The following is a 22,984-nucleotide window of genomic DNA, read 5'->3' as shown; positions in this document are numbered from 1 at the left end:
GGTTGATTGCAGCTCCAGGATGCCTCGCGTCAATCAACCTAAACAGTTTTGTTTATAAAACCTGTTAGATAATAACATTCTTTAAAAAAGTGCGTTCCTAATAGTATATGGATATAAGGTTTTATAAACCGAGTACGTTTACGTCTTACGCTACACCCTTTTAATATTAGTATTAACCCTTCACAGAACCAGCAGCAATTCCTTCAACAATTCGATTACTAAAGAAGAAGAATGCAATCAGAATTGGAATAATACTAATCATCAGTGTTGCACCTATCGCGCCCCATTCTGTCATATACTGACCAATAAAGTTCTGTATACCAACCGTTAAGGTTTTATATTTATCAGAACTAATGAATGTGTTAATAAATATAAATTCATTCCAGTTGTAAATCATATTAATAATGACGGTTGTAGATAAAACAGGAGCTGTCATTGGTAACGTAATTTGAAAGAAAATACGATGTATCGAACATCCGTCAATAACTGCTGCCTCTTCAACCTCACGTGGTAATGTGTAATAAAAGCCCATTAAAATCATAATTGTAATTGGTAAGTTAAATGCTACATAAGATAAAACGACCGACAATGGGTGATCAACTAAATTGACCTTTAAGAAAAAGTCGAAAAGCGGAATTAATGTTGAGTGAACAGGAATCATTAATCCTACCATAAATAAACCTAAGACTAATTTATTTAACTTCCATTTCATTCTTGTAATCGCAAATGTAACAAAGCTTGCTAAAAGAACTGTTAGAACAACCGCGGCAACTGTAATCCAGACACTATTAAAGAAATATAAACTAATATTCCCTTCTGTCCAAACGGTAGTGTAATTCTCCCATTTCGGATTTGTTGGAAGCGCGAATGGAGAGTTACTAAATACTTCTTGGTTATCTTTTAACGAAAAGAAAAACAACCAAATGAGTGGATATACTTGAAAGACAGCAATTACTGCAAGAACGATATATAAAACTCCATAACCTATTCGTTTCCCTAGCATACTTTCGGACTTTGGGGTAGAGACAGTGACACTTGCTTGTGTTTGTTGTTTTGCTTCTATGCTCATGTGTATTCTGCTCCTTTCTTAATACTGAATTTCTTCGCCATTGGCTGTTAATTTTCGAATTATCCATGTCACGACAAGACAGATTAGTAGCAAGAAGAAGCCAACCGCACTACCATATCCAAAGTCATATGTTCCAAATGCCTTTTGGTACATATATGAGGCCATTACTTCACTTGATCCGTTTGGCCCTCCGCCAGTCATAACGTAGATTAGATCAAAGTATTTTAGTGAACCTACAATTGCTAATACAATTGTTACCTTTATGACACCCGCAATGAGAGGAACTTTGATTTTATAAGCGATTTGAAAAGCATTTGCTCCATCGATTCTAGCAGCCTCAATAAGAGACTCTGGTATATTCTTTAATGCTGCATAATAGATTAAGATATAAAACCCTGCATATTGCCAAATGATTGGAACAAAAATTGCTCCTAATACATATTTAGGTTCTGCTAGCCATGCTGGTGGGTTGTCTACCCCCATTGACATTAGTAAGCTATTTACTAATCCGTTTGAAGGATGGTAGATTTTTAACCATAGCTGTGCAATTGCAACTGAGGAAAGCAGCATTGGAATTAGATAGATTTTTCTTAAAAAATTAGCTCCTTTAATCTTCCCAGCAAGTACTAATGAAATAATAAGGTATCCTACTAAACTAAGTGCTGAGAAAATCGCTAATAAAAAGGAATGATAGGCACTGCCCCAGAACTCCCCATCTGTTAAGAGCTTTATATAATTATCAAGTCCGATAAAAGTCATTTCCCCAATACCATCCCACTTCATTAACCCGTAGTAACCAGTTAAAACGATTGGGATATAAATTAAAACCATGATGAGCAGTAGTGCAGGCAATACATATAATGCGATTACTAATTTATTGGACATCACTTTATCCATTTTTTCATCACCTTTCTTTTAGAATGTACAAAGTTTTAAGCTGCTTTAGCCCTTCTACATTCCATTCACAACTCGAAACATTTACATTTATATCGTAAAAAAATGAAATTTGAAGTTTTTAATTTGGAAGATATCACTGTTTTGAGGCTATTTGGGTATAGAAAAGGACATATCGATCACCATTGATATGTCCTTTTCACATGCTTCAAAAAATCGTTTGCTTACTCTTCACTAGCAAGAGCTTCTTCGTGTTTTTTCGCAAATTCTTCTGGTGTCACTTCTCCACCAAATAATGCTTGAATCATATTTAAGTGTTCTTCAGCAACAGATGCGCTCATTTGAACATCAGCATATAATGTGATGTTGCTTGCATTGCTTAGCTCATCTAGTACATCAATGTACATTTGTGGTAAATCGATAGAAGCTGTATCAACTTTTGTTGCCGGGATAACACCAGCGTCTGTTACAGAACGCTCACCCCATTTTTGTACGAAGAACTCTACGAATTTTTTCGCCTCTTCTTTTACCTCTGAATTTTCAGATACGAATAATCCTACTCCTGGACCGCCAACAAAACTGTTAATATCACCTTTTCCGCCTTCAACTGTAGGGAATTTAAAGAATCCGATAGAATCTCTGAATTCCTGTGGAACATCTTCATTTGTTGTGTAGTTTGGTAACTCCCAAGATCCCATTAAATACATTGCTGCTTGTTCGTTCATAAATGGACCTTTTGCTTCATCATTAGAAAGTCCATTGAATCCCTTTACAAATGCATCCATTCCAACTAGATTTTGAATTTCTTCAGCAGCTTTAACTAGTGCTGGATCCTCAAAAGTACCTGAGCGATTGATTGCGTTTGTTAATGTTTCAGGACCACCTAAACGATCCGCCAAATACATATACCATAAGGAACCTGTCCAGCGATCTTTGTTTCCTAATGTAATTGGTGTAACTCCATTGTCTGCTAGAGTTTTCACAACATTTTTAAAGTCTTCATATGTTTCTGGTACTTCTAGATTGTATTTTTCAAAGATTTTCTTATTGTAATAAACAGGTGCAATGTTTAATTCAAGCGGTAAACCATATGTTTTTCCATCTACTGCATATGCTTCAGTAGTACCTGCAATAAATGAATCCTTTAAACCGCCTTCTAAAATGTCATCAAGTGGTGCAAACTTATTTCCTTTTACATATGGATCTAAGAAACCTGCTGCCCATGTCATTCCTACATCTGGTAGCTCATTTGATGCGGATAATACTTTTAATTTTTCCTTATATTGCTCATTACTTAAAATTTCTTGTTCAATTTTAACCCCTGGATTCGCTTCTTCATATTCTGCAGCGATTTCATTGACAATCATATTATGTTGCTTCGAGCTTCCAGAAGGCCAAAGGTGCATTAACTTAACAGTAACCTTATCTCCTCCAGAGCTTCCTTCACTTGAGTCTCCTGAGCTGGAGCTTGAACAGCCCGTAAGAGCAAGCCCTAAAACCATTGTAAGGACAAAAAACATTGATATCGCTTTCTTTTTTAGCATGAATCTTTCCCCCTCTTTCTTTCATCTTTCCTTTGTTATGCGCTTACAATGTTATTATAGCAACGTTCTTTTAATAGAATAAGGTAACATTGGTTGGGGAAAATTCCACATTTTTTAGGTTTCCTTCATCATCGCTGTTTTTCGATATTTACTTGGTGTTTGTCCCTCATATTCTTTAAAAATCTTAATAAAGTATTTAGATGTATTATATCCAACTGCTTCAGCAATGTCTGAAACTGCCATATTTGTTCCCATTAAGAGATTTTTAGCCTTTTGAAGACGACTTCTTGTTACATATTCACTAAATGTCATTTTTGTTTGATCCTTAAATAAAACACTAAAATAACTTGGGTTTAAGTGAATATAGTTTGCGACTTCTTTTAGGGTTAATTGTTCCGCAAGATGTTGATCTACATAGTTCATTGCTTTTTGAATCGGTGAATCTTCTTCTTTTTCCTCTACTTTTACATCAACAAGCCTATCATCGATTATTTTATTTAGTCTTCCTTCTCTTTCTCGCTTTTTTTGAACTTCAACAGCTTTTTCGACGGCTTCAATTAACTTCTTTTTACTTACCGGTTTAAGTAAATAATTTAACACACCTAGTTGAATAGCTTCTTGAGCATAATCAAACTCAGAGTAGGCAGATATAATAATCACAACTGGGAATTGTTTTTGTTCCTGGAGAAGCTTTAGCATTTCTAACCCCGTCATTTCCGGCATCGAGATATCCGTAATTAATATGTGAATATCCCTTTTTGCTAAAATAGAGATGGCTGCAGCACCTCCATCTGTGCTAATCAACTCAAATTTTCCATCCGCCCAATCCTCTAATGTCTTCTTTAACCCCTGTCTTGTTTTTGGTTCATCATCCACGATCAAGATTGTTTTTTTCATCATGTGCCCCACCCCTATTTATTGGAATATCAAACGTTACACAAGTTCCGCCATTAAATTTGCTTGATAGTTGAATTCCATTTAATTCATGATGTTTATAGTAGAGATTTAATCGTTTGTTAACATTACCAAGAGCCATGCCGTTCCCTTTTAATGAGGATACCTTTCCTGTGTCTAATAAGTTCATGATTTTATTAATCGTTTCTGGCTCAATCCCTGGTCCATTGTCAGTCACAGCAATCGTAATAAACTCCGGAGTTGATGATGGTTTCACCATCACATTGACAAAGCCTTGTCCAACCTTATTTCCAACACCATGTAATATTGCATTTTCCACAATTGGTTGAATAAGTAATTTTGGTATTTGGACTGTCTCATATTCTTTAGGAATATTCACGCTCCATGTAAATCGATCTCCGAATCTCATTTTCATGAGCTGCATATAAAGCTCAACATGTTCAATTTCTCTTTTAACAGTTACCCATTCATCCTGATTTTGATGACTAATCGTATATCTAAATAACTCTGACATAGCTAAGACTGACTCAGCCAATTCTTCCTCCCCTTTTTCATCTAGTGACCAATACATTGCATCAAGGGTATTGAATAAAAAATGGGGATTTATTTGAGATTGCAAGGCTTTTAGTTCTGCCTGGCTTTTTAAGATCTCTTTTTCATACACCACTTGGATTAACTGATTGGTATTTTCTACAAGCTGGTTGTATGATTCATTTAATCGATTAATCTCTATTGTAGAAGAGACTTCTGGATTAAGTGTTAATTCTCCCTCACTCGCTTTTTTCATGGTTTTTGTCAATCTAAAAATTGGTTTTGTAATCATTGTTGAAAGTAATACAGCCGAGAAAGAAAAGATAAGAAATCCGAACACACCCGATAGAAGGATAGCTGCACGTAGAACTGTTATTCCACTCATGACTTCTTTTACCGGTGTCAATATATATAACGTCCAGCCTGTGATAGATGATGTTTGTTTCACCAACATGAAATCGCTTCCATCCAATCGTAATGATGTTCCTTTTTCTTCAATTATTGGCGATATGTCACCATTATAATTACTTGTTATTGGCTTTTTATTTTGATCAACTAAGATCATATATTCATTATTCAATCGTGTTTCAGAGAATTCAAAATAATTAGGATTTATTTGAATGAGGATATAGCCACCATTAGAAAACCATTGATCAATAATACTAACTCTTCTGATTGCAAGGTAATAATCAGGTTCCATTGGATCTTGCCCAATCCAGACTAATTTCCCTTCAGCTCTGTCTGCTTCTGAAATCCAGCTCTGATTAATCCGCTTATGCAATGCTTCTCCGTCAAGAGGAATTAACTTCCGATTATCAGCTGAATAAATTTCTAATGTATTAATACCGTTTGTATACGTAAGATATTCATTGCTAAGCCTTACTAATGCTTGTCTTTGTTGAAAGGAAGCAAACTTTCCCTGTAATTCCTCATGTAAAAGCTGCTGTATAGTTGAATTAGTTGCTACTTGTCTTGTTAATAAATCAATTTGCTGATGAAGGGATTCCATCCTGCCATTTGCTTCCACTGCTGTCTGCTGAATTTGTTTTTCAGCATTGTCCTGTAATAAGTTTGCTACAATATAATAAGTCATAATTCCAACGAAACATAAAACTATCGTCATAACCGTAATAAAGACTAGTAAAATCTGATTACGTAATGTATTATACCTACCTAATTTAACCCACATTCAACCCCATCCCTAACTTCTTTAATAGTAAAATACTACTTTCTTACTTTATCATACATTCATTTACTTTATCTACTGAATAAACTAAGTGTAAATACTTTTAAGTTCAATTTCCTAGCATAAAATAAAGTACATCTCATTTAATGAAATGTACCTCACTCACTGTAATAAATTATAAAATTTTGGACAAACTGTCTGTTGGGAATACCAAAGTATATTTCATATATTTATTTAAAGGAGAAATCATCGATGTATAGTGGAGACGATCAAAATTTACAAATGAAAATGGAAAATCTATTTAAAAACACATGTGGAACATGGCAAAATTGTACAGATTCAAACATTCAAGACTTCCTAGAGCAATGCCAACAAAATAATATTGATCCACAATATTGTATGAGTTGGGTTGAACAACATAAATCACAAATTCCTGATTGGCAAGCTGTTTCAGCTACATCCCTTGAATGGGTTAACCAGCATACTTCAACAGGTTCTCCATTTAATGAATAATCATGTTATGCATGTAAATAACCTTGTGCTTGGAAAAAGGTATAGTAGCACAAGGTTATTTAAAAGTTAGAACATCCTTATCGTTTTTCATTTTAATGTAATATAGTCACTTTAAACCTAGCGAGAAATCAATTTTATCAGCCATTTGAGGAAAGTCTATTAAAGGGTTTCTATTCTTTTGTTTTTCAAAGATGGCTTTGTTCCGATGTTTTTCATAAGTTGTTACGTGATTCTCATTATGCCATCTTAACAGCAATTCTATATCCTTTTGATCATAACGATTTATTTCATTTGGATATCTTAATAAAAAATACAATGTTGCTCGTGCTACTTGCCCTTTTCCACTTTCAGGTTCAAACTTTTGTTCTTCATATTTTCCACATTCTGATGCAATTCCTTTTAACTCAAATTCAGGAGAATAATCAGCAAAATCATAATAAGGATAATTAGATCTCATTGAGTTACACGTTTTTTCACATGTGAATAAATGGTGTAAATCCCCTCTCATAGGATTATCTTTGTCAAACCAAGATTGTGGTACAACATGCTCACAATTGTACATATTTTCCTTTTCGATGTCCTTGATCATATCCTCTTTAACTGCTTCATTTGCTGATGACATTTTCATTAGCATACTATAAGCTTTCTCTCTATTCAATTCAGCCTCATAGTCTTCTTTTATTAGCTGTTCTGGATTTTTATCTTTTCCGGAATAGATACTCTTTAACGTTCCATCCACCTGTAAATCTACCCATGAGTAAAGATAATTTCGAGTATTTGCATTGTATGGAAGATGGATTTCATGCGTGTTAGTAATCAATTCGCTTAATTGCTTAAACAATTCCTTTTTATCTGTGTTTTCAAAAGAGATATCTCGATAATATTGATTGATCATTATTTGATCCTCTTCCTTATCGTAATACTCTTCTTCTTTTTTTATTCTTATTTTATTATGCTTTACTTCTACTAACACATCGTCTAAATTTATTTCTTTATCTAAAAAATTGCGATTAACATGATCCACGACTTTTTCCTCCCTTTTAAGTAAAAAGCCCACACTTTTAGAGATTGGTAAGCTCCTCTATAATGCGGGCAAGGTGATGTAAAATCATTTAGTTTTGTGGTATTGGTTTATTTAATCGTGCTACGTTAATAATTTCATAGATTTTATCAACTAAGTTAAGGACAAGAAAGCCGTTGCCTTCAGAGCTTTTTCTATAACCCAATGGCAATGTCCTTCTAACAAGCTGGGCGTAAATTTCTGCTTCAATAAGTGATCTATTAAACTCTTTTTCACTTAAATTAATAAGTAATGCGATTGCTCCTGCTACATGTGGTGTTGCCATTGACGTTCCTGACAAAGAAGCATATTTATTATCGGGATATGTGGATATAACATTTACCCCAGGTGCCACGAGATCAACCTCTGTATTAGTATTTGTAAATGGAGCAAGCTCTAAATCATGATTCACTGCCCCAACTTGAATAACCTCATTATAACTGCCAGGATAAGAATATTCGAATGTATCCTCTCTGTCATCCCCTTCATTTCCTGCTGCAACTACGACAGAAATACCCTGATTAACCGCATTTTTTATTGCTTTATGCAGCTCAGGGACATCTTCTGGGCCGCCCAGTGACATAGAAATGACTCGTACTCGTTGATTTTTGGGACCGCGCCATTCCACAGCATAATTTATTGCACTTATAATCCAGTCATAATTGCCCGATCCTTCACCAGACAACACTTTTAAACTTAAAATTTTCGCCTTTGGTGCTACTCCAACAACACCATCATTATTTAAACAAGCAGCAATCGTACCAGATACATGTGTACCGTGACCGTTATTGTCTTCAAACACGTCAGGATTGCCATTATAATCAGTTGTAAAATTTCTTCCACCAATAATTTGATCTTTAAGATCCGGATGATCTGAATCAATCCCCGTATCAATGACAGCAACAACAATACCTTCACCTTGGTTGCTTTCTTCCCAAATCTCAGGAGCCTGAATTAAACTAACACCCTTCGGAGTTTCATTTGTTTTATCCACAATTGAATCAATTGTAAAAGGAACTAATTTTACTTGTAACGGTGTTTGATCCATATTTATCCTCCTCATTTAGTGAAATTAATAACTGACCTACTTTATTTATACTAAATAATGGATGCTATTAAAATGGAAATATTGGTAATTTTTTATTTTGATTAGATTGACTCATGCTAATTTAGATGAAATAAGTAGTTTGGCACCAGTAAAGTAGAGGAGAAATTACTAGATATCTGTTTTAAGAATGAATCGCTTCCATCAATATAAAACTATTTTTTTAATGTTTCTTGATCAACATTAAATTCAATTAAATTATGATCAGGATCCATGCAGAAAATTTGCGCAAAACCACTTGTACTATTAGGTTTTTCAATTATTTTCAGCCCAATTTCTTTTAAGTAGTTTAATGTTTCCGCATAATCTTTCACTCTTATAGCAAAATGTCCATCTTTTGAATTGATTTCATGATTATTACGAAGTGTTTTGGAGCTATTATGTACTATTAAGTGAAGCTGCTGATCTCCTATTTGATACCATGCCCCTGGAAAGTCAAAGGGCGGTCTCACTAATTCCTTAAAGCCTAACAAAGTGCCATAAAAGTGTTTTGCTTTTTGCAAATCTGTTACAGAAAGACTTACATGATGAATGTTTTCTACAGCGATCATCTAAACAACTCCTTTTTTTGACTTAGAACAATTCAGAATACTTCATCCACTAAATAAAATGGATCCAATATTATTCCCTCTTATCTAATCTATCATACGGGAAGATATAGAAGAAAGTTTCAAAATAATCAAGGATGTCATAACTTGATCGATTTAGTTGTTATATTGTTACTTATACTCCTCTTTTTCATTATGGTTTTAAGCAATTGTTAAGTTTTTAGTATATTTTTTATTCATCAACAAAAAATAATTCAGAAACAAAAAAGTACTTAGTAAAGGAGAGTAGTCAATGAATTCTAAAATAGTATTAACATTACTTACAGTTTTATTTTCAATGAGTTGTTTATTTGGTTGTAATAATGTTGATAATCAAGAAAATGATCCGGCACCACCTTCACCGGAAGTTCAAACACCAGGTATGGATGAAGAGGAACCAGATCTAGATGAAGAGCCTTCTGAAGAAGGTAATGAAAAACAAGGTATGGATGAAGAAGAACCCGATTTAGATGAGGAACCTTCTGAAGAAAGAAATAACCAATAAAGTTGACCTGATGAAAGCTATCGCTAGGTCAACACGGAATAAAGATGGGTTATAACTTTAATAACCCATCTTTATTAAATCTTAGCAGGGCATCTCAACAGAGGTGTTTATAGCAAAATTATCGATAAGTTATTCATGTTGTAAATTGCTCATTTTTGCAACTTTTTTATTATTTTTGCAAGTCCCACTCTATTATTGCAAAATTCTATCTTTTTTTGCAATTTGGAGCTATTTTTTTTGCAACTAAAAGAATTTTCAATCCCCTGATTAAATTTTCCAGATAAGGTTTAGCCTTTTATCTCATTTAGAATTTTCTCCAGATTTTCCTTAGCACTATGAATCATTCTTTCATACATGCCTAAAATGGATTGTCCATAAGTAGTGCCTGGTACAGCCCACTTTCCATTTAAACCCACCCATGTTGGAGCAGAGCCTCTTGCAACAAGATCAAAACGAGGATCAACAAGTGGATATTTTCCAGGTAATGGTTTGGTAGAGGCATAGGCGTATAAATGTTGTAAATGGGCAAGTACGCCATCCCTTGGTGTTTCAAAACTTGCACCCGGGTTATCCGGACCTGTTGCACCTAATCCACAAAAATTATTCTGTTCGGGCTTCACAATCCCAGTGAAACGCAGATAATCCGTTTCATGCATAGCTTGTGCAAAAGCAATGTCACCTCTGATTCCATAATGTTCACCGAACGTTAAATAATAAATCCCTAACTCTAGCGCATCTGGATTGATATTTTTTACAAATAAATTCATATGTTCTGGAGAGAGAAACGTTTGGCCTAATATGGAGTATCCTGTTGGGCTTTCTGAATCCGGTGTACCGCTTGAGCCTTCAGTGATAATATATGCATCAGGAATTCCTGCATTTTTGATTTCTTCTAAACGTTTTTCTGCATTTTCTCGGCTTGAAAACGCTCCTGCCTGAACCCTATACCAGGTAGTTCCTGAAATGGATACGGTATATACAAAAGATTCAATCCCTTTTGATCGAAGGAATGTGACACGCTCATCCGCATTTTCTCTTGACCTAAATGACCCGGCAATAACCTTATATACTGTACCAGGCACTACCTGTTGTTTACGTTTAAGATTAAATGCTTTTGCTAATCCATTTACATGCCCCTGTGCCACATTTTGCCGCCATGATGATTGTTTCATAAGTTCAGCATCTTGTGCATGATCAATAAAGCCGTTTTCTGTTAAAAGCGCAGGCATCACGGATTCACGCAGGACATAAAAATTGGCCCTCTTTTTACCGCGGTCTTGCAGTTGGTTCACTTTTAATACCTCTGCATGGATGATATCTTGATATTTGGCGGTCGTTGAAGAATCAGATAAGCTCGAATGGATATAATCTTCGTATCCCCTCGCAGATCCATTGAAGGCATTACAGTGGATCGACAAATAAAAATGGGCTCCCCAAGCATTCGCCTCGTTTGTTCGCTGGTTTAAGCTTTTGGTCGTATCTTCTGTTCGGCTCATCTTCACTTGAACGTCTTCATATTGAGAAGTTAAGATTGATCGTATTTTAAGTGCAATATCTAAAGTAATATTCTTTTCCATCAATCCATTACCCTGAGCCCCTGAATCAGAGCCTCCATGACCAGGATCTAAATACAACCTCATCAATACTCACCTTCCTTCTATTAAATTTATCTTCAAATTTACCTTTATTACATATATATGAAAGTATTTTAATTTTGTATAGGACAGGTTCAATGGTTTTTACAGATTTTGGGGTGTAGCTATTCTCCTATATAAAAGTACCCTTCAAAAAGAACTTACCCCATTTTTATACTTTTTAATTTTATAAAAAAAAGGATACAGCTCAATGAATGAACTGCATCCTCATATTATTTTAAATATTATTTTACAATAACCTTTTGATTCGTAAACTGTGGCAGCCAATCACCATGAGCTTCAATTAAATCATCACACATCGCAATAATATCATCCATCGAAAGTTCAGCTGCTGTATGTGGATCAAGCATCGCTGCTTGGTAAACAGATTCTCTTTTTCCTGTCATTGCTGCTTCAATGGTTAATAGCTGTGTATTAATATTCGTTCGATTTAAGGCGGCTAATTGCTCCGGCAGATCCCCGATATATGTTGGCATGATACCGCTGCGATCAACAACACACGGTACTTCAACACAAGCATTTTCAGGCAGATTACTAATGAGTCTACCTTTATTTAGAACGTTCCCCCCAAATTTAAAGGGTACGTTTGTTTCCATTGCTTCAATAATACGTGAACCATATTCGTGGGAGCGTGTGTGAGTCAGCTGGCTATTATTTACCATTTCCTCTCTCATTGTCTCCCATCGTTCAATTTGTTCCACACAGCGGCGCGGATACTCATCTAATGGAATATTAAAACGATCAATTAATTCCGGGTATTTACTCTTAATAAAATATGGATGATATTCTGCATTATGCTCAGAGGATTCTGTCACATAGTATCCAAATTTATCCATCAACTCATATCGTACCATATCATTGTGCTTTGTTTTCTGTCTTTCTTTTGCCCGACGCTTAATTTCCGGATAGAGATCGTTGCCATTACGTTTTACTTCAAGCAGCCATGCCATATGGTTAATTCCTGCAATTTTTTCTTCAATTCCTTCATGATCTATCCCTAAATCTCTAAATAAATGCTCTGTACATATTTGAACACTATGGCAAAGCCCTACTGTTTTAATATTTGTATACCGAAGCATTGCTCCAGTTAAAGAAGCCATTGGGTTTGTATAGTTCAGGAATAAAGCATCTGGACAAACCTCTTCCATATCCTTTGCAAAATCTAGCATAACAGGAATCGTACGTAATGATCTAAAAATCCCACCGATCCCAATCGTATCTGCAATTGTTTGACGTAAACCATATTTCTTCGGAATCTCAAAATCAATCACAGTACTCGGCTTATATCCTCCTACCTGAATCGCATTGATGACATACTTTGCACCCCTTAACGCTTCTTTGCGATCTGTGTATGATTTGATCGTGACATTACCATTGTAATTTTGTTTTAAGTTATTCAGCATATTCTCTGAATCTTTTAAACGCTGTTCATCAATATCAAATAGTGCAAATTCGAATCCAGCTAAAGCTGGGACAAACATACAGTCTCCTAATACGTTTTTAGCAAATACTGTACTTCCTGCTCCAATAAAAGTAATTTTAGACATTTCTTCTCATCCCTTCTTCATTGTCTGTATAAAGCAAACCTACTATTTAAGAGGTAATAGCAAGTTTTTGCTTAATTTTTTTCATTGCAATTGATGAATTCCATGTGAGCCAAAATGCCACTGTACTCCCTAAGAAGAAGATGAACAATCCGGCAATTTGAGTAAATACAACGAATATGGTAAAGCACCCCACAGCCATAATAAGACTGTGAAAAATTCGTGTCATGCTAATGATTAAGACATTTTTCAAAAATTCTCCAAGTTTTAATTTGTCTTGAACAAAAAGAGGAAAGACAAATGGCAACATAATAATATAAACAAATCCGACTGTAATCATGACATATCGCATTAAATAAAAAACATTGCCTTCTTCTTGAAAGAAGAATTGAATGTCAAAATAAAGCAAAGCACCGATGACAACTAACACCGCTCCTAATAGTTGAGAGCGTAAAAATTCTTCTTTGAATTTTGTAAAAAATGTCTTAAATATTGGAATATCCGTGTTCCCAGCTAACCATTCTTTTGTTAAATGAAACATAGAAACAGTGGATGGGAATAGTCCAAATACGATTAAGCCTCCTAAAGTGAACAGCAGCCATAAAGCATTAAGAAATAATAATCGATAGATCCATTCAAACACTTGCATGAATTTATTCAATTCATTTTCTACCCCCAATCATATTTCTAGTTAGCTTTTTGAACCTGTTAACGCAATACCTTCAATAATTTGCTTCTGTGCGAAGATGTATACGATGATAACAGGTATAACGGAAATTGTAGTTCCTGCCATCATTAATGACCAATCTGTAAAGTAGAGTCCCTTAAATGTGTTTAATAATAATGGAACAGTGAATTTCTCAGGTGATGTTAAATAAATTAATGGTTCTAAGAAGCTATTCCATATTCCCATGAATGCGAAAATTCCGAATGCTGCTAAGGCAGGACGAATTAATGGGAGAATGATACTCCAGTAAATTCTTAGCGGGTTAGCCCCATCTATTACTGCTGCTTCTTCTAATTCATTAGGAATACCTCGAATAAATTGCCTTAATAAAAACACACCAAATGCATTAAATAGACCAGCAGGTACGATTAAAGATAAGTGAGTGTCGATCCAGCCTAAGTTATCCATGATAATGTAAAGAGGAACCATTGTAACTTGTTTTGGAATCATCATCGTTGCTAAGAACAAGATGAATAAAACATTTGCTCCAAAGAAACGGATTTTCGCGAAGGCATAGGCAGCCATCGAACAAGTTAATAAGTTTAATAGAACAACTATAAATGTAATATAAAAACTATTAAAATATGCAAGATCAAAAGGCATTGCCGTTAGTGAGTTAGGATAGTTTTGAAATGTTACTGGGTCTGGTAACCATTTCGGAGGGATGAGAAAAATCTGGGACATGTCCTTTAATGAACTACTAACTGTCCACAAAAATGGAGCAACCATCAAAAAGGCACCGATTATTAATACAACATGAAGTAAAATTCTCGTCGGCTTTATTCTTTTCCCGAGACTCAATGACACATTCTGATTAGGTATCGTTTTTGTTTGAACATCATTGATCTTCATAATGAACCCACCTTTTTGACATCTTAAATTGGAATAGTGTAAACATTAAGATAATGATGAATAAAATCATCGCGGCAGCAGAGCTTACACCCATATTAAAATCAACAAATGCTGATTCGTAAATATGATATACGAATGTGTAACTTGATTTTGCAGGTCCGCCACTTGTCATGACATAAGCTTGGTCAAACACCTGGAAAGAAGAAATGATGGCCATGATGGCAATAAAGAATGTTGTTGGTGACAATAATGGCAGTGTAATATGCAGGAATTTCTGCCAGTTTGACGCACCATCAATATCTGCCGCTTCATAATATGAGCGTGAAATACCTTGAAGGCCAGCTAGGAAGATAACCATGTTGTACCCAAGCCCCCACCAAATACTTAACATTGCAATGGATGGCATTACCCATTTTGTATCAGTTAGCCACATCGGTCCGTAAATACCAACCCTAGCTAAAACCTGATTTAAAATCCCGAAATCACCATTTAAAATCCACATCCAAATCACACCAATAGAAACAGAGCTTGTAACAACTGGCATAAAGAAGAATAAACGATAAAAGTTCTTTCCTTTAATTTTATTAAGTGCGATCGCAACTGCTAAAGAGACTGCAATTTGTATAGGTATAACTAATACTGTGTAATAAGCCGTGTTCACTAAAGCCTTCCAGAAATCCGGATTTGTGAACTGATCGATATAATTTGCTAATCCAATGAATTCTTTTGCCCCAAATCCATCCCATTTCATAAAACTTAAAGATAAAGTAAATAAAACAGGTATTAACGAGAATGCAAGTAAACCGATTAATTGAGGAGTTAGAAAGATAAATCCCCAAAGATTTTGCTGACGACTTTTCAATGGTTTCACCTTCTTCTACTAAAATGGAAAGGTGAAGGTAGGAATGTTATAAAACACCTATCAACACCTTTTACTGAATTAGTTACTCACCTTTGTGCTCAGCAATCATTGCTTTTGCTTTTTCTGCGTACTTTTCAACCGTTGTTTCAGCATTATCTTTACCAAGATACATTAAATCCAGGATGTCGTTCGCTTCTTTATCTAATCCCGGAATTGTAGATTGAATTGCGTTTGCAAAACCTTGCTCACGAGCTTGGATAATATAGTCTACATGCTCAGGCACTTTGGAATCCGTTACAATATTATCTATTCCACCGATGGACGGTATTGCATTACCAATTCCAGCTAAACGGGCTTCTTGTCCAAATGTAGATGTGTAATAGGAAGCAAATTTTTGAGCTGCTTCTTTATTCTTTGAATCATTGTTGACTGCCATATATGCTGTTGGGATTGCAACTGGCTCAGTTTTATTTTCAGTATTTGATGGCCAAGAAATGTAATCCCATTCTAATGCTTTATTACCATGGAATAATGGTGTGAACCATCTACCAGCACTAACCATTCCTACTTGACCTGACATAAACATTGCTTCTGCACCCTGGCCTTTTGGTAATGATCCTGCATAAGTAAAGTTCTTATCCTTTACCATTTTCTCAAGGAATTGCATAGACTCAATCCCTTTATCATTTTGATCTAAAATAAAGTCACCCGTTTCTTTATCATAAATTTCCCCGCCATTTGCCCAGATCCAGCTAAATAGTGTATTCCATGAGTTATCTACAATAAAACCATACTTACCACCATCACGTAATTGATCTGTCACTTCTTCCATTGCAGCAAAGTTCCATTCACCAGCATCAAAATATTCTTGTGGAGATTTAATTCCTAGTTCAGAGAATAGTTTTTTATTGTAATAAAGTAACATTGGGTTACAATCAACTGTTATACCATAAATTTCGTCATCTTTTTTCGCAGCACCCCATAAACCTTCTGCAAATTCATCTGGTTTCGCGTAACTCTCTGAGCTATTCATAAATTCACTTAGGGGAGCAAGTTTACCAGTTTCAATTAATTTAGAAATATCCCCATCACCTACGTAGAATACATCAGGAGCCTGGCTACCTTGAAGTTGTGTTTGCAGTTTTTGAATATAGCCATCACTTGGAATTGGAACAAGTTTTACTTGAATATTCGGGTTTTCTTTATTAAACCCATCCACTGCTCTTTGGTATACTTTTATCTCAGCTGGATTGCCCCATGCAGAAAATGTTAAATTAATCTTTTCACCAGATCCGGAACTTCCTGAATTACCGGCTTCTGATGACCCTGAACTTGAATTACTACATGCTTGTAAAGCAGGAATCATGATAAGTAAAACTGCAAAGAATAAAAATGCTAGTTTCTTTTTCATTACATTTACCCCCATTTTTTTAGTGAATAAAACCTTTCGAAAAACTGGATTAGAAAGTCCTATTACGTAAAGCCGGTAAACATGTCTATGTAGAAACATCACCTCCTTAAAATTCCTGGTAAGCGTTTTCAATTTAAAAATACAGATGATCGTATATACTGATTTTGACTAATATTTAGCGCAATCGTTTCCATTGATTCAGGCGCCTCTACAACCAAATGTTGGTAACCACCATTTAAATAATAGAAATATGACATAAATGTAGAACTACATTAACTTTTGCATCAACCAAATCCGTGCAATCGATTTCTTTCTGCACAACTAGAATATATAATTCTATAAATTTAGTCAATGAAAATTTCCGAATATTCTATTTTTTACAAACTCAATATTTTATTTCCTACCGAAACTTTTACAGATAGTCAGTTTTATAAAACCCTTGATAACGTGATTAAATACTGTAGCAAGTGCTGAAAATTCTTTGATGTCAACTTAAACAATAATATGCCTTTACTTAATTTAGTAAATAAACTTAGTCTATCTTCACTCTTTTCACTAAATATTTACTTGATATTTAGAGGTTATCAGAATTTTAAATCGCTTACAATACTTTTTTTAGAAAATTGTCACTTTTTTAAAAATCACATTTCGTTAATTAGTCTCTATTTCATAATGTTTCAATAAATTTCATGTTTTATATATTTAGTAAACCAAAAGTAATATTTAAGATTAAAAATGAAACCGATTTGTTATTACTTTCTCCCTATCCTTTGTATGATCAGGTCTTTTTTGACTAAAAATAATGTTAAGGAGGTTAAGAAATATGAAGCACTTGACATTACTTTTAATAAAATTCCTTACCTGTTTCATTGCATTTGGTTTAGGGCTTGACCTTTTTTTCGATGCAAACATTGTCGATATTTTATCGTTTAGTTTTTTCGTCACTTCTGTATCATATGTATTAGGGGAATTGGTCATTTTACCACAATTAGGTAGACGTGCAGCCGCTGTAGCTGATTTTTTACTTAGTTATTTAAGTGTATGGATTTTCGGAAGTATTTTATTTGAGAGCTATCTACAAATAGCCTGGGGAAGTATTATTTCTTCAGTCATCATCACTGGTGCCGAAATAATAATTCACCTTTTTATACAAGATCCAAAAGAGCATACAGCCTTTATTAACAAGAGAAATTCTGTTTTTGACTCTAATTTAGCTTACGGTACAGAAATAGCTGAAGAAGAAAACATAAAGGATATCACCAGTACAAAGAAGAAAATTGAAGATTAGTCTGAATTTAAAGGAACAGGACAGTTTGCCAAAACTGTCCTTCTAACATTTTGGATCATTCCTCTTTCTCGTAAGTCTTAAGCCTTAGATGAAATAAAGCTTGAGTTCATTGTTGCCATTCTTATTTTTCTTTAAGATAAAGGTAGATCAAATAGAATAGTCAAGCGACGAAAGAAGGAAGGTATAAAATGAAAAAGCTAATTTTACTTTTAATTTTTATCGGAGGATTATTTTTAATCATCAAATCCAATACATCATGGCTTGTGTTCGGTCAAAGTAAGACTTCTGCAGAAGTGACGGGTAACACAGAGAAAATCGAACTACATGTTTCAGGTGCAAGTACAACAATCATCCCAGAAGAAACGGATGAAGTTCGTGCTGCCATAAAAGGAAATGGGAAAATAAATGTAGATACCAAAGGAGATACAATTATCATTGAATCTGAATCCAAAAGGTGGTTTAACGTATTTTCATTGTTCAATAAGAGAGAAATCACAATCTTTATCCCAAATGACTTTAACCAAGAGCTTGTCATTGCAAGTGGTTCAGGTAACATCGTATTTGATGGGAAATCAAAGGTAGATCTCAAAGAACTAATAGTTGATATGAGCTCTGGCAATGTGAAAATTAGTCAATTAACCGCTAATAACTTTGAGCTTGACGGTTCATCCGGTAATGCTACGATTACTTCTTTGGCGACTGATTCTAGTACGTTCGACATGAGTTCCGGGAATCTGACAATTAAAAACCATAGAGGAAAAGTAAAGGCTGAATTATCATCAGGTAAGATTGACCTACAGATGGAAAAGGTAACAGATTCGCTTGATATCGAATTAAATTCTGGATTCGGATCAATTGACTTACCAACAGATGCAGACTATACACTTCATGGTAAAGCTGGTAGTGGATATATTTCTTCAGACCTTCCGTTAAAGGATCTTGAAAAAAATAAGAACAATATTTATGGTATATCAGGTTCGGGGAAGCATGATGTGAAAATTGAAGTGTCAAGTGGTAAAGTAGAAATAAAGTAAAATGATAAAGGAGCTCATCTATCCTTAAATGACGAGCTCCTTTATCTTTCATCTTAATAATGCCTTTGCTTCTTTTTTTCCTTCTTTTTCTGTCTCTCGAAATGGCATTCATTACAAACGTCAAATTTAAATTTATTAGCTAATGTTTTTCCACATACTTTACATGATTTTCTTGTGATTTGTACTCCTGTTTTTAGTTGTTCATGTATTTTGTCACTAATTTCCTCGCGAATCCTTTCCCAATAATGTGCCTCGGTATTTCTTCCTAATTTATATAAGAATAATAAATGAAGGCCTACCGATTTATATGATAATTCAAGTTCTTCGAGCCCTGTTTCCTTGACAAACGGATCAGGTAATTCGTATCCTTCAACAATAGCCTCAAGTTTTTGTTTCCACTGATTTCGTAAGGTTGGTTCATTCGTGGAAAATGGCAAATGTAAAAAGCCATATAAATCAGCCATTGACAGCTTAGCTTCAATCATTGTATCCTCTATCATCTCATACAAAAGCTTCTCCTCTGCCAAAGATGCTTTTTTTGTACCTTTAGGACTTTTAAACTGATCCCACAAGTAGAAAAATAGTCCAAGCTTACGAGAGTATTTTTGAAACCTTTCAAGAACTCCAGTAGTCGGGGCGATCGCAAATCCTTGTAATGGATCATCTTCTTGATCAAGAAGTCGAGCCATTGATTTAGGATTGTGTACAAAGGCCACCTTCCCGACATTATAAAGGCCCCTACGTCCAGCACGTCCTGCAATTTGTTTTACTTCTTGTGAAGTTAACCACCTTCTTCTTGTCCCATCAAATTTATCATTTTCTAAAAAAACAATTCTTCTTATCGGTAAGTTTAACCCCATCCCAATTGCATCTGTTGCTACAATGACAGTTGCCTCACCTTTTATAAACCGCTCCATCTGTTTTTTTCTCGTTTCAGGTGGCATGCTTCCATAAATCATGCTTACTTTACGACCGGTTCTTTGAAGCTCTGCAGCAGTTTCTAAAACTCGTTTTCTTGAGAAACAAACAAGAGCATCACCTTTGCGGGTTTGATTTAAACGAAACAGCTGCGGCTCTACCTCTAACGGAACATCTCTGATATATTCATGGATCGTGATATCAGAATCACCTAAAAGCTGCATGATCATTGGTTTAGCATTAAAGCTGCAAATAATATGAACTTCCTTTGCATTTGCCTTTGTTATCGCTTTATACCAAGAAAATCCTCTGTCTTTATCTGCAATCATTTGAGATTCATCAATAACAACAACCTCATAAAAGTCTTTCTCATAAAACATTTCAACTGTACAAGCAATATGAGCTGCATCTGCTACCAGCTTTTCTTCTTCCCCGGTTTTTAAAGAGCAAGGAACCCCTTCCTGATTTAGCTTTTCATAAATTTCTAATGCAAGCAAACGAAGTGGAGCTAGGTAAATACCACTAGTTGCATCCTTCATTCGTTGAATCGCCTGAAAAGTTTTTCCTGTGTTAGTTTCCCCAATATGTAAAACATATTGGATATTACGACCGTTTGGAGGATTGTATTCTCTTCCGAAAATGTCCTCTACCATTCGGGCTTCTTCCTCTTTGCGACGCTTGATCTCCTCTAGCTCCTCGACTATTTTTCTTTCTCTTTCCGAAAGATCTGTTTCATAGATCTTTTGATGAGTTTCGAGATCAAACGGCGTATCAATTAGTTTAATTAAATCAGGAACAAATTCTTCAAGTAAATCTGCAAAAAATTCATTTGCTAGATCTAAAAATAAATCAAATGCGATTTCTTTTATAAAACTGTCCGGCAAATCCTCATGAAACGTTTCTCGATATTCATCAAAAAGATGCGGGGAAAGGCGCTCCTTTATCCAATTAGGACCAAAGTCAAATAAATATCCTGAGATCAACCTTTCATACATCTCTGTCATATCTTCTTTATACTGGTATCTGTTTATTGCGATATGAGCCTCATCATATAAGTAGTCTGAAAATGTTATTCCGTCAGAAGCAAGTACAACACCTTGTTGTTCAACTTCAATTGCAAGATGTGAACCAATTAGATATCGAATATATAGATAAAGCTCCTCATAATGCCCACCAAGTAATTCTTCCATATAGAATTCAAATTTTTGCATAAGCTTTCGCGTTTTTTCACGATGCTCCTGCATTTTTTTTCGTGCTTCGAATAATTCCCTAGCCTGCTTATATTTTTCTCTCCACACATCCTCTTGGTTCAAAAACAGATCGTCAAGCCAATCTAATACATTAAATGGTGTTATGTTCCTTATCTCACTTCGAAACATTTGATTAACTAATTTCTTACTTACACCTTCAAGATCAAAGCCTCTTTCTAGTAAAAATTCCCTTTTTTCTGTATTTGAGGCATGGCTTGATGCTGCATTTAACCAGGAATTTAGCCAAATTTGATCAATATATTCCCCTCTTTCTCTTACATATTGCTCATACGTTGGCAAATATTCTCTTTCTTCAAAATATCGATCTATATCTTCTAAAACCTTTGACTTTGTTCGGTCATTGGCTAGCGTATAATATTCTTCTAATAGATCACCCATGAACGTACTCCTTTACCACATTGGTTATTCTTTAGTTTCTATTATTTAAATAGAAACATGTATCTTTCATTGTAGTTCATGTGAAGTTGGAAGTGTTAATATTATGTATTTTTATTGAAATTTAGGAAATAAAAAAGAGCTGCACTCAGCTCTAATGAAGTAATTCATCTAATATTTTGACATGTTGTCGATCTCGATCTAAAATACTTTCAATTAAGTGTCTGCTTTCTTCATCTAAATGTCCTCTTACAATTTCTTCTGACATACCAATACCGTATTCATTTTCTCCTTTTCGAGCACTTATAATCATCCCTTCTATTGTATCAGGCAACCTGTATTGACTTAAGGAACCTTGAATAAAACCAACTACCCCTTCACTATTAACAGGTACGCCGCCTAAATTCTGGATTCGTTCGGCAACTTGAAGAGCGTGCAGCTTATGTTCTTGCTGCATCAATTGAAATTGCTTCCTTACATTTTCATCTTCTAGTTTTTCAATAAAGCGTTCATGCCCATATATTGTCCCTGTAAAAATTCATTTAGTGTGTTGATAACCGTCTTATTATTTTCCAAAATGATATTCCTCCTTTTTTCATAAAAGGACAGAAATTGAAAAAGGGCAGAAGTTTGTTATCCCTTTTGACTATTATCTTTCCTCCCTACATATTCTTCCTTTATAAACTGAAATGCATACAACAGCAAGGCTTTAAACGTAAATATGGACAACAATTTCATTCTAGATAACCGAACCAAGGAAGCGACGCCCAACTTTTGAAACCAGTTAACTAAAGGATAAGAAAAAAAAGCATCAATTAAGAGGTTTAGTAACATATATGTGTAAAACTTCCCATATGTAAATTTTAGAATCCACAGTGACCCCACTAAAAAAGGTCCCCATATTAATGGAGTTTCACCTCTGAATTTTGGAAAAAGCTTATCGTAAAACCACCACCATCTTCTTTTTTCAGCAAGATAGCTTTCCATTCTAACGACTAGTGAAATAAAAATACTCCCGGGGATAAACCGTTTAAATTCCTTTTTATCCATAAGATAAATAGAAAACCATGGGATAATCATCATGATGAGCAACAATACTTTCGTATTTTTTATCATTATCTAAATCTCCTTATTAAGA

Annotated in this window: 21 protein-coding genes; 4 read left to right on the top strand and 17 right to left on the bottom strand. The window is 34.8% G+C overall.

The features are described 5' to 3' along the window. Window positions 1-172: 172 nt before the first annotated feature. The 5 genes from AC4GZ8_RS11320 to AC4GZ8_RS11300 form a co-directional block, all read right to left on the bottom strand. Entirely contained in the window at window positions 173-1,003 is an 831-nt protein-coding gene (locus tag AC4GZ8_RS11320) for a carbohydrate ABC transporter permease (RefSeq protein WP_491082225.1), read from the bottom strand. 84 nt (window positions 1,004-1,087) lie between these two features. Next, window positions 1,088-1,966, bottom strand: a complete 879-nt coding sequence (locus AC4GZ8_RS11315) for a carbohydrate ABC transporter permease (protein WP_491081953.1) — start codon at window positions 1,964-1,966, stop codon at window positions 1,088-1,090. 221 nt (window positions 1,967-2,187) lie between these two features. Continuing rightward, the gene (locus tag AC4GZ8_RS11310) at window positions 2,188-3,507 is read right to left on the bottom strand and encodes an extracellular solute-binding protein (protein ID WP_491081952.1); all 1,320 of its coding nucleotides are present in this window, start codon (window positions 3,505-3,507) and stop codon (window positions 2,188-2,190) included. A 114-nt stretch (window positions 3,508-3,621) separates the two neighbouring features. Continuing rightward, complete coding sequence (locus AC4GZ8_RS11305; RefSeq protein WP_491081951.1) at window positions 3,622-4,407, bottom strand: response regulator transcription factor; 786 nt, start codon at window positions 4,405-4,407, stop codon at window positions 3,622-3,624. Continuing rightward, the gene (locus tag AC4GZ8_RS11300) at window positions 4,376-6,142 is read right to left on the bottom strand and encodes a cache domain-containing sensor histidine kinase (protein WP_491081950.1); all 1,767 of its coding nucleotides are present in this window, start codon (window positions 6,140-6,142) and stop codon (window positions 4,376-4,378) included. Before AC4GZ8_RS11300 ends, AC4GZ8_RS11305 begins: the two co-directional genes overlap by 32 nt. A gap of 249 nt (window positions 6,143-6,391) precedes the next feature. Here AC4GZ8_RS11300 and AC4GZ8_RS11295 point away from each other — a divergent pair, with 249 nt between their 5' ends. Then, window positions 6,392-6,652, top strand: a complete 261-nt coding sequence (locus AC4GZ8_RS11295) for a hypothetical protein (protein ID WP_491081949.1) — start codon at window positions 6,392-6,394, stop codon at window positions 6,650-6,652. A 106-nt stretch (window positions 6,653-6,758) separates the two neighbouring features. On the opposite strand, the gene AC4GZ8_RS11290 is transcribed toward AC4GZ8_RS11295, so the two are convergent. The 3 genes from AC4GZ8_RS11290 to AC4GZ8_RS11280 form a co-directional block, all read right to left on the bottom strand. After that, window positions 6,759-7,676 (bottom strand): endonuclease I family protein, encoded by a 918-nt coding sequence (locus tag AC4GZ8_RS11290; protein WP_491081948.1) that lies wholly within the window; start codon window positions 7,674-7,676, stop codon window positions 6,759-6,761. Window positions 7,677-7,764: 88 nt separating this feature from the next. Further along, window positions 7,765-8,760: a S8 family peptidase gene (locus tag AC4GZ8_RS11285; protein WP_491081947.1), complete on the bottom strand. Its 996-nt coding sequence runs from the start codon at window positions 8,758-8,760 to the stop codon at window positions 7,765-7,767. Between the two features lie 212 nt (window positions 8,761-8,972). After that, window positions 8,973-9,368 (bottom strand): VOC family protein, encoded by a 396-nt coding sequence (locus tag AC4GZ8_RS11280; protein WP_491081946.1) that lies wholly within the window; start codon window positions 9,366-9,368, stop codon window positions 8,973-8,975. A gap of 289 nt (window positions 9,369-9,657) precedes the next feature. Between AC4GZ8_RS11280 and AC4GZ8_RS11275 the strand changes: the two genes are divergently transcribed. Further along, window positions 9,658-9,909 (top strand): hypothetical protein, encoded by a 252-nt coding sequence (locus tag AC4GZ8_RS11275; protein ID WP_491081945.1) that lies wholly within the window; start codon window positions 9,658-9,660, stop codon window positions 9,907-9,909. Window positions 9,910-10,196: 287 nt separating this feature from the next. Here the strand turns inward: AC4GZ8_RS11275 and AC4GZ8_RS11270 are convergent, their stop codons facing one another. From AC4GZ8_RS11270 to AC4GZ8_RS11245, 6 genes are all read right to left on the bottom strand, one after another. Beyond that, window positions 10,197-11,549 (bottom strand): N-acetylmuramoyl-L-alanine amidase, encoded by a 1,353-nt coding sequence (locus tag AC4GZ8_RS11270; protein WP_491081944.1) that lies wholly within the window; start codon window positions 11,547-11,549, stop codon window positions 10,197-10,199. 239 nt (window positions 11,550-11,788) lie between these two features. Further along, window positions 11,789-13,111, bottom strand: coding sequence for an alpha-glucosidase/alpha-galactosidase (locus tag AC4GZ8_RS11265; protein ID WP_491081943.1), 1,323 nt, complete (start codon window positions 13,109-13,111; stop codon window positions 11,789-11,791). A 46-nt stretch (window positions 13,112-13,157) separates the two neighbouring features. Then, entirely contained in the window at window positions 13,158-13,769 is a 612-nt protein-coding gene (locus AC4GZ8_RS11260; RefSeq protein ID WP_491081942.1) for a YesL family protein, read from the bottom strand. Between the two features lie 30 nt (window positions 13,770-13,799). Next, window positions 13,800-14,687 (bottom strand): carbohydrate ABC transporter permease, encoded by an 888-nt coding sequence (locus AC4GZ8_RS11255; protein ID WP_491081941.1) that lies wholly within the window; start codon window positions 14,685-14,687, stop codon window positions 13,800-13,802. Then, window positions 14,674-15,549 (bottom strand): carbohydrate ABC transporter permease, encoded by an 876-nt coding sequence (locus AC4GZ8_RS11250; protein WP_491081940.1) that lies wholly within the window; start codon window positions 15,547-15,549, stop codon window positions 14,674-14,676. Before AC4GZ8_RS11250 ends, AC4GZ8_RS11255 begins: the two co-directional genes overlap by 14 nt. An 82-nt stretch (window positions 15,550-15,631) precedes the next feature. Beyond that, window positions 15,632-16,960 (bottom strand): ABC transporter substrate-binding protein, encoded by a 1,329-nt coding sequence (locus AC4GZ8_RS11245; protein WP_491081939.1) that lies wholly within the window; start codon window positions 16,958-16,960, stop codon window positions 15,632-15,634. Window positions 16,961-17,783: 823 nt separating this feature from the next. On the opposite strand from AC4GZ8_RS11245, the gene AC4GZ8_RS11240 reads away from it, so the two are divergent. Further along, window positions 17,784-18,248, top strand: coding sequence for a YndM family protein (locus tag AC4GZ8_RS11240; RefSeq protein ID WP_491081938.1), 465 nt, complete (start codon window positions 17,784-17,786; stop codon window positions 18,246-18,248). Between the two features lie 188 nt (window positions 18,249-18,436). Next, the gene (locus tag AC4GZ8_RS11235) at window positions 18,437-19,282 is read left to right on the top strand and encodes a DUF4097 family beta strand repeat-containing protein (RefSeq protein WP_491081937.1); all 846 of its coding nucleotides are present in this window, start codon (window positions 18,437-18,439) and stop codon (window positions 19,280-19,282) included. Window positions 19,283-19,335: 53 nt separating this feature from the next. Here AC4GZ8_RS11235 and AC4GZ8_RS11230 read toward each other — a convergent pair whose 3' ends face one another. The 3 genes from AC4GZ8_RS11230 to AC4GZ8_RS11220 form a co-directional block, all read right to left on the bottom strand. Beyond that, on the bottom strand, window positions 19,336-21,849 hold the full coding sequence (locus tag AC4GZ8_RS11230; protein ID WP_491081936.1) for a DEAD/DEAH box helicase: 2,514 nt from the start codon (window positions 21,847-21,849) through the stop codon (window positions 19,336-19,338). Between the two features lie 151 nt (window positions 21,850-22,000). Next, window positions 22,001-22,306 (bottom strand): ferritin-like domain-containing protein, encoded by a 306-nt coding sequence (locus AC4GZ8_RS11225; RefSeq protein ID WP_491081935.1) that lies wholly within the window; start codon window positions 22,304-22,306, stop codon window positions 22,001-22,003. A 173-nt stretch (window positions 22,307-22,479) separates the two neighbouring features. Continuing rightward, window positions 22,480-22,962: a hypothetical protein gene (locus AC4GZ8_RS11220; RefSeq protein ID WP_491081934.1), complete on the bottom strand. Its 483-nt coding sequence runs from the start codon at window positions 22,960-22,962 to the stop codon at window positions 22,480-22,482. Window positions 22,963-22,984 lie beyond the last annotated feature (22 nt).

It is taken from the genome of Metabacillus sp. RB-C-LZQ-3-1, from assembly GCF_058315175.1.
This window is presented reverse-complemented; position numbering and strand designations above follow the sequence as displayed.

Excerpts from the sequence above, each read along its gene's own strand:
- AC4GZ8_RS11320 (WP_491082225.1), bottom strand. The coding sequence starts at position 1,003 with ATGCTAGGGAAACGAATAGGTTATGGAGTTTTATATATCGTTCTTGCA.
- AC4GZ8_RS11315 (WP_491081953.1), bottom strand. The coding sequence starts at position 1,966 with ATGGATAAAGTGATGTCCAATAAATTAGTAATCGCATTATATGTATTG.
- AC4GZ8_RS11310 (WP_491081952.1), bottom strand. The coding sequence starts at position 3,507 with ATGCTAAAAAAGAAAGCGATATCAATGTTTTTTGTCCTTACAATGGTT.
- AC4GZ8_RS11305 (WP_491081951.1), bottom strand. The coding sequence starts at position 4,407 with ATGATGAAAAAAACAATCTTGATCGTGGATGATGAACCAAAAACAAGA.
- AC4GZ8_RS11300 (WP_491081950.1), bottom strand. The coding sequence starts at position 6,142 with ATGTGGGTTAAATTAGGTAGGTATAATACATTACGTAATCAGATTTTA.
- AC4GZ8_RS11295 (WP_491081949.1), top strand. The coding sequence starts at position 6,392 with ATGTATAGTGGAGACGATCAAAATTTACAAATGAAAATGGAAAATCTA.
- AC4GZ8_RS11285 (WP_491081947.1), bottom strand. The coding sequence starts at position 8,760 with ATGGATCAAACACCGTTACAAGTAAAATTAGTTCCTTTTACAATTGAT.
- AC4GZ8_RS11280 (WP_491081946.1), bottom strand. The coding sequence starts at position 9,368 with ATGATCGCTGTAGAAAACATTCATCATGTAAGTCTTTCTGTAACAGAT.
- AC4GZ8_RS11275 (WP_491081945.1), top strand. The coding sequence starts at position 9,658 with ATGAATTCTAAAATAGTATTAACATTACTTACAGTTTTATTTTCAATG.
- AC4GZ8_RS11270 (WP_491081944.1), bottom strand. The coding sequence starts at position 11,549 with ATGAGGTTGTATTTAGATCCTGGTCATGGAGGCTCTGATTCAGGGGCT.
- AC4GZ8_RS11265 (WP_491081943.1), bottom strand. The coding sequence starts at position 13,111 with ATGTCTAAAATTACTTTTATTGGAGCAGGAAGTACAGTATTTGCTAAA.
- AC4GZ8_RS11255 (WP_491081941.1), bottom strand. The coding sequence starts at position 14,687 with ATGAAGATCAATGATGTTCAAACAAAAACGATACCTAATCAGAATGTG.
- AC4GZ8_RS11245 (WP_491081939.1), bottom strand. The coding sequence starts at position 16,960 with ATGAAAAAGAAACTAGCATTTTTATTCTTTGCAGTTTTACTTATCATG.
- AC4GZ8_RS11240 (WP_491081938.1), top strand. The coding sequence starts at position 17,784 with ATGAAGCACTTGACATTACTTTTAATAAAATTCCTTACCTGTTTCATT.
- AC4GZ8_RS11235 (WP_491081937.1), top strand. The coding sequence starts at position 18,437 with ATGAAAAAGCTAATTTTACTTTTAATTTTTATCGGAGGATTATTTTTA.
- AC4GZ8_RS11230 (WP_491081936.1), bottom strand. The coding sequence starts at position 21,849 with ATGGGTGATCTATTAGAAGAATATTATACGCTAGCCAATGACCGAACA.
- AC4GZ8_RS11220 (WP_491081934.1), bottom strand. The coding sequence starts at position 22,962 with ATGATAAAAAATACGAAAGTATTGTTGCTCATCATGATGATTATCCCA.